Origin of the sequence: Xanthomonas axonopodis (assembly GCF_001304695.1) — a bacterium.
Lineage (GTDB): Bacteria > Pseudomonadota > Gammaproteobacteria > Xanthomonadales > Xanthomonadaceae > Xanthomonas > Xanthomonas axonopodis.
The window spans coordinates 1-6,073 of sequence record NZ_JFAQ01000143.1 but is presented as its reverse complement, the minus strand read 5'-3'; the positions used below and the strand labels follow the sequence as shown (position 1 = coordinate 6,073).

Below are 6,073 nucleotides of genomic sequence, written 5' to 3'. Positions count from 1 at the left end.
ACGCGAGCGGATCAGGCGGCGGGTCTACCCCACCAAGGACGCCGCACGCGCCGAGGTGTTCGACTACATCGAGATGTTCTACAACCCTAAACGCCGTCATGGTTCAACGGAGGACCTGTCCCCTGTAGAGTTTGAACGGCGCTACGCGCAACGAGGGTCTTGAGTGTCTACGGAACCCAGGGCGTATCAATCCATACAAGCCTGATTTAATCAAGTGGTTGCCGCGCTATGACGGTAAGGTTATGTAATGAAGGGTGCTCATCATTTACTCATGCAGGCGGCAACATCTTGCCCGGGTTCAAAATCCCATCCGGGTCCAGCGCGGCCTTGATCGCGCGCATGGCGGCCAGTGTCGGGGCGCTGAATGCCTGTGCCATGAAATCGCGCTTGGCTACGCCGATGCCGTGTTCGCCGGAAAGCGTGCCTTCCAGCGATAGCACTAATGCGAACAGCCGTGGCAATGCAGCATGCCCGCGTGCGTCTTCGCTGGCATCGGCCGGGTCGTACATGATGTTGACGTGCAGGTTGCCGTTGCCGGCATGGCCGAAGGCGACAATGGGCAAGGCGAATTCGGCGGCAAGCGCTTCCACGCCGGCGACGAGTTCGGGGATGCGCGACACCGGTACCACCACGTCTTCGTTGATCTTGCCCGGCTTGATGGTGCGCAGGGCAGGCGACAAGGCGCGGCGCGCGGCCCACAGCTTGTCGCGCGCACTGCCATCGGCGGCCACGTCCAGGCTCAACACACCCTCGCCATCGGCCGCGTCATGCAGGGCTTGCAGCGCGTAGGGCAAGGTGTCGTGATCGCCGTCGGCTTCGATCAACAGCATGGCGCCGGCGTCTGGCACATCGCTGCCATTGCGGCGCAGCAGCGCAATCGCGCTGGCATCCATGAATTCCAGCATGGTGGGCGTGGTCGGTTGCGCCATTAGCCGCGACACTGCGGCAGCGGCGCTGGACGCATCGCGATACAGCGCGCGCAAGCCGGCTTGCGCAACTGCGCGCGGGGTCAGCTTCAAGGTCGCCTCGACGATGATCGCCAGGGTGCCTTCGCTACCGACCAATAGATGCGTGAGGTCGTAGCCGGTGGAATTCTTGGTGTACGCGCCGCCGCAGTGGATCAGCTCGCCGGTGCCGGTCACCGCCACCAGGCCGAGCACGTTGTCGCGGGTGGCGCCGTACTTCACCGCGCGCGGACCGCCGGCATTGGTCGACAGATTACCGCCGACACTGCAGATCTCCGCACTGGAGGGGTCCGGCGGCCAGAATAATCCGTGCGGCTGCAGCGCCTGTTGCAGGTCGCCATTGAGCAGGCCCGGTTGCACCACCGCGCAGCGGTCTTCCGGGCGCAGTGCAACGATGCGGTTCATGCGCGCCATCGACACCACCACGCCACCGGAAAACGGCACCGCCGCGCCGGTGGTGCCGGTACCGGCGCCGCGCGCCACGATCGGCACGCCGTGCGCACGGCACGCCTGCACGATCGCCACCACTTCATCGGTGTCGCGCGGCAACGCCACCGCGGCAGGCAATGCCCAGCGGCGCGAATCGTCTTCGCCATAGCGGCGGCGCGCATCGTCGCCTGTCAACCAGCCCTCGGCACCGAGGCGCGTGGCCAGCAGATCGGCCAGTGCAGTGGGAAGTACGTCGGTCATCGCATCTGATCCTGTGGTGTCGTGCGCTGGATGCATCTCCATCCCAGCACGGCGACGGTGAGCGGCAGCCAGACCCAGCGCAGCTCGGAGAGCAGCGTGTCCAGGCCGCGCGCGTTGAAAAAGCCGGTCGCGAATGGCGACACGCGAATGGGCCGCCACGGTGCGAACCAGCGCGTCTGGCTCCATGGCCAGCCCAGCGCAACGCCCAGGCCGCCGGAGGTCATCGCATCCAGCAGCGGGTGCGATGCGGTGCAGACGAACAAAAACACGGACGCCTGTACGGCATCCGCTCGCAACAGACGGTGTAATGCAACGCCGAGCAACGCCATCACGGCGGCAAACAGCAGCGAGTGGCTGGCACCGCGATGGCCGAACGCATCGGCGTAGGGAATGTGCAGCGCGAACGCCAGCACATCGGCATCGGGCAGCATCGCCGCCGCCATGCCGGCCGCGAGCAGGCGTGGCGAGATGCGGCCGCGTTCACTGGCGCACCAGAGCGCCAATGGCACGGCAGCTTGGGTCATGATGGTCGGCATGAAAACGTTGGCGTGAGCGTGGGTGGCGGTCAGCAATCGTCGGCGCGGAATGCGTCGCGGATCCAGTGCAAGACCGGCGGTTCGCCGCTGGCATCGATCACATCGAAGCGGCACGGCAGCGCGGCCAGGGCCGGGTGGGCGCCAAGAAACAGCTGCGCAGCCAGTACCAGCTTGCGGCGCTTGCGCCAGTCCACCGATGCCGCACCGCCGCCGAAGCGGTCGTCGCGCCGGTAGCGCACTTCGACAAACACCAGCGATGGCCCGTCGCGCATCACCAGATCCAGTTCGCCGCCGCGGTAGTTGGCGTTGCCGACCACCAGCCGCAGCCCGGCCCGCTCCAACAACGCGCGTGCGGCTGCCTCGACCGCCGCACCACGCTGCTGGCGCGCCGCCGGCATGGCTCAGCGGCCGTCGGCGATCGGGGTCGGGCGGCCGCCGCTGAAGGTGGACCAGGCCGGCGTGCGCAACACATTGCCGAAGCCATCCAGGTGCAAGGTGCCGGTGGCGCCACGCAGGCCGCCGTCGGTGCCGGTGGCGAGCTTTTCCAGATACGCCGTGATCTTCCAGGCGTCGTAGCCGAACGCGAACAGGCGGGCGGCCGGGCCGCGTGCGCTGGGCAGGGTGCTGGCCACCTGGCCGACCGCCGGCAGGCCCGACACGCCCAGGGCGGTCCAGGTTTCGCTCGGGTAGACGATGCCATCCAGCCCCAGATCGTCTTCGACCTTGCCGGTACCGGCCACCAGCTGCGAGGTGCCCACGCGCGATTTGCCAGCGAACCCGGCCAACGCCAGCTGCGAGGCCAGCGCACGCGCGGTGTTGCCGCGGACCGCCAGGAATACCGCGTCGGCGGTGCCGTAATTGCGCAGTTGCGCGCCGATGTCGCCAGGCGCATCGGCCACGCTGATGCTGCCGGCCACCGTGCCGCCGCGTTCGCTGAAACGGTCGCGGAAGGCCTTGATGGTGCGCTTGCCGTTGTCGTCGCTGGTGCCGACGATCAGCACGTTGCGGCGTTCGTGCGAGAGCAGGTACTCGGCGGCCATGATGCCGTCGTCTTCCGGCGCCAGCGAGAAGCCTGCGCTGCCGGTGGGCGGGGCCTTGTTGTCGCTGGGCCGGTTGAGTGCCAGCACCGGCACCGCCAGCTGGCCGCGCGCGAACAACGCGCTGACTTCGTCGCGTCCCAACGGGCCAACCACGTAATCCACCCCGGCGTTGACGGCCTTGTCGTAGGCGGCATTGGCACCGGCGGCGGTGCCGGCGGTGTCGAAGAACTGCACTTCCGGGCGGCGGCGGGTTTCTGCGTAGTAGCCGGCCAGCAGGCCATCGCGTACCGGCGCGGCGGCGGTGGCCAGGTTGCCGGTGATCGGCAGCAGCACGCCCAGCTTGACTGGTGGGCGGTAGCCATCGCGCTCGGCCGGCGGGCGCTTGCTGGTGTCGAAGCCCCATTGCGCGTCGCGCTCGAACGCGCGCGGCAACGCCAGGCCGCGGCTGATCAACGCGCGCCCGGCAAAGTTGTACAACGGATCGCCGGCCGGCAGTGCAGCGGTGCGGCCCTTGAAGGTGGCATCGTCCAGCGCGGCCAGCAGACGCACGATGGCGCGCTGGTTGTCGCTGCGCGCAGTGCCGGTGAGGCTGGCATCGGCGCGCGCCCGCGCCTCCGCGGCCCCGAACAGGTCGCCGGTGGCTTCCAGCGCCGCAGCGCGTGCCACCAGCCAGCGCGTCTGCAGCGGCTGGGTCAGCCCGTGGGGGCTGTCGCCCAGGGCCTGCAATGCCTGCGCGCCCTGCTTGTCGAGCACCGCCAGCTCGCCGGTGAGCAGCCCGAAGCGTGCGCGTTCCTCGCCGCTCAACTGGCGCGGGTTGACCTGCGCCAGCAGCGTGCGCGCACGCGCATCGTCGCCGGCGTCGTGCCAGCCGAACGCCGCTGCCGCCAGCAACCTGCTGCGCTGCGCACCGCTGGCACTGGCGGCTTCGGCTTCCAGCTGCTGCGCGGCGTCGCGCGGTTTGCCCTGATCCAGCAGTGCCAGCGCCGCGCTCTGCGTCGGCGAGGCGGTCGGCGTGACGCTGCTGGTGGCGCAACCGGCGGCCAGCATCACCATCAGCGAAAGGGCAGAGATCCTTGCAACACGCTTGTTCATTTCAGATCCATTGGACAGGGGCCGCCGGGGCGGACCGTTAAAAACGCTACGATTCTACCCTTTGCCCCCGGAAAACCGCTGATGACGTCCCCTGGAACCCTGCACGTGGTCGCCACGCCGATCGGCAACCTGGCCGACCTGTCGCCGCGCGCGCAGGAGGTGTTGCGTGGCGTGGCCGCGATCTGCGCCGAAGATACCCGCCATACCCGCCAGTTGCTCAGCCATTTCGGCATCGACCGCCCGCTGCTGGCCTTGCACGACCACAACGAAGACGCGATGTCCGAGCGCATCGTGGCGCGCCTGCGCGAAGGTGAGTCGTTGGCCATCGTCAGCGACGCCGGCACCCCGCTGGTCAGCGACCCGGGTTTCAAACTGGTGCGCGCCGCGCGTGCGGCCGGCATCAAGGTCAGCCCGGTCCCGGGCGCCTGCGCGGCAATCGCCGCGCTCAGCGTGGCCGGCCTGCCCAGCGACCGCTTCGGTTTCGAGGGATTTCTGCCGGCCAAGAGCGCCGCCCGCCGCGAGCGCTTGGCGCGGCTGGCCGGCGAGACCCGCACCCTGGTGTTCTACGAATCGGCGCACCGCATCGTCGAATCGCTGGCCGACCTGCGCTTTGCCTTCGGCGACGAGCGCCCGGCGGTGATCGCCCGCGAGTTGACCAAGTTGTTCGAAACCGTACTCGACGGCAGCCTGGCGCAGCTGCAGGCCAAGGTCGAAGCCGACGACAACCAGCGCAAGGGCGAGTTCGTGGTGATGGTGCAGGGCGCCGCCGACGCTGCCGAAGGCCAACTCGCCGAAGGTCGCCGCGTCTACGCCAAGCTCGCCGACCACCTGCCGCCATCCACTGCCGCCAAGCTCGCCGCCGAGCTGACCGGTGCGCCGCGGAAGGCCTTGTATGGCGGCTAATGCGGTCGTCGCAGGAGCTGGTGGAAGCGACGGTGGTTGGTCGGTACCGCCTCTCGCGCCCGGGTGCGCTCCTGCAAGGCAATGGCCACTGTGAAATCGCCGCGCCGTTCTGCGCGGCAGCGATAGCGTAGAATGCGCCCCGGCGGAGTCGGCCAGACAGTCGCGTCACTCGCAAGAGTGCCGAGGAAAGTCCGGGCTCCACAGGGCAAGGTGCCAGGTAACGCCTGGGCGGCGCAAGCCGACGGAAAGTGCAACAGAAAGATACCGCCTACGTCTCTCGTCACCCCTCTGCCGCCACTGGAACGTGCCGGCGATGCATCGCATCGCCAAGTGCGCCCGGAGGCCGCAGAGGGGTGGCGAGGGGCCGGTAAGGGTGAAATGGTGCGGTAAGAGCGCACCGCGAGTCCGGTAACGGACCGGCACGGCAAACCCCACCTGGAGCAAGACCAAATAGGGATCCATTGGCGTGGCCCGCGCTGGATCCGGGTAGGTTGCTTGAGCGCTGCGGTGACGTAGCGCCTAGACGAATGACTGTCCACGACAGAACCCGGCTTATCGGCCGGCTCCGCCGCCTTCGTTCGGGCGTTCGCCCTTCTCGAAGGCGCCCACGTTTCGTACCGCCGCAGGCGGTACAAAACGCGGGTCCCGCTCCGGGCATGCCACATCCCCGCGGCTGTCGCCGCGCCCCCTTGACTCAAGGGGGCTTGCAGGTAGGCATTTGGTCGAGGCTCTCGCTACGCGATTCGACTCCCTTCCACCGCCTGCGGGGGAAGGTGCCCGAAGGGCGGATGGGGGCACGCAATTCGCAACGCCTGCAGCCGCATACGGCGCTAGGTGTTTGATCCCA

At 68.5% G+C, this 6,073-nt stretch carries 6 protein-coding genes and 1 other RNA gene; 3 read left to right on the top strand and 4 right to left on the bottom strand.

Features of this window, described 5'->3' with window-relative positions; translation table 11 throughout:
* Nucleotides 1–163 (top strand): IS3 family transposase (locus XAXN_RS21520; protein ID WP_167694796.1); only part of this gene is annotated, 163 nt, incomplete at its 5' end.
* A gap of 106 nt (nucleotides 164–269) precedes the next feature.
* Here the strand turns inward: XAXN_RS21520 and XAXN_RS13210 are convergent.
* The 4 genes from XAXN_RS13210 to XAXN_RS13195 are packed head-to-tail and all read right to left on the bottom strand — an operon-like array spanning nucleotide 270 to nucleotide 4,284.
* Nucleotides 270–1,655 carry an FAD-binding oxidoreductase gene (locus XAXN_RS13210; protein WP_054319873.1) on the bottom strand — a complete coding sequence of 462 codons (1,386 nt, stop codon included), beginning with the start codon at nucleotides 1,653–1,655 and terminating at the stop codon, nucleotides 270–272.
* Nucleotides 1,652–2,191: a metal-dependent hydrolase gene (locus XAXN_RS13205; RefSeq protein WP_054319874.1), complete on the bottom strand. Its 540-nt coding sequence runs from the start codon at nucleotides 2,189–2,191 to the stop codon at nucleotides 1,652–1,654. The genes XAXN_RS13210 and XAXN_RS13205 overlap by 4 nt, the downstream gene beginning before the upstream one ends.
* Nucleotides 2,192–2,220: 29 nt before the next feature.
* The gene (locus XAXN_RS13200; RefSeq protein WP_054319872.1) at nucleotides 2,221–2,589 is read right to left on the bottom strand and encodes a YraN family protein; all 369 of its coding nucleotides are present in this window, start codon (nucleotides 2,587–2,589) and stop codon (nucleotides 2,221–2,223) included.
* A gap of 3 nt (nucleotides 2,590–2,592) precedes the next feature.
* Nucleotides 2,593–4,284, bottom strand: coding sequence for a penicillin-binding protein activator (locus XAXN_RS13195; protein WP_206416669.1), 1,692 nt, complete (start codon nucleotides 4,282–4,284; stop codon nucleotides 2,593–2,595).
* A 120-nt stretch (nucleotides 4,285–4,404) separates the two neighbouring features.
* On the opposite strand from XAXN_RS13195, the gene rsmI reads away from it, so the two are divergent.
* Nucleotides 4,405–5,226, top strand: coding sequence for a 16S rRNA (cytidine(1402)-2'-O)-methyltransferase (gene rsmI, locus XAXN_RS13190; protein WP_042821274.1), 822 nt, complete (start codon nucleotides 4,405–4,407; stop codon nucleotides 5,224–5,226).
* A 144-nt stretch (nucleotides 5,227–5,370) separates the two neighbouring features.
* Nucleotides 5,371–5,797: RNase P RNA component class A (gene rnpB / locus XAXN_RS13215), an RNA gene on the top strand.
* The last annotated feature ends 276 nt before the right edge of the window (nucleotides 5,798–6,073 follow it).

Bases quoted from the DNA above. Each gene is read 5' to 3' on its own strand.
- rsmI (WP_042821274.1), top strand. From the start codon at position 4,405: ATGACGTCCCCTGGAACCCTGCACGTGGTCGCCACGCCGATCGGCAAC.
- XAXN_RS13205 (WP_054319874.1), bottom strand. From the start codon at position 2,191: ATGCCGACCATCATGACCCAAGCTGCCGTGCCATTGGCGCTCTGGTGC.
- XAXN_RS13200 (WP_054319872.1), bottom strand. From the start codon at position 2,589: ATGCCGGCGGCGCGCCAGCAGCGTGGTGCGGCGGTCGAGGCAGCCGCA.
- XAXN_RS13210 (WP_054319873.1), bottom strand. From the start codon at position 1,655: ATGACCGACGTACTTCCCACTGCACTGGCCGATCTGCTGGCCACGCGC.
- XAXN_RS13195 (WP_206416669.1), bottom strand. From the start codon at position 4,284: ATGGTGATGCTGGCCGCCGGTTGCGCCACCAGCAGCGTCACGCCGACC.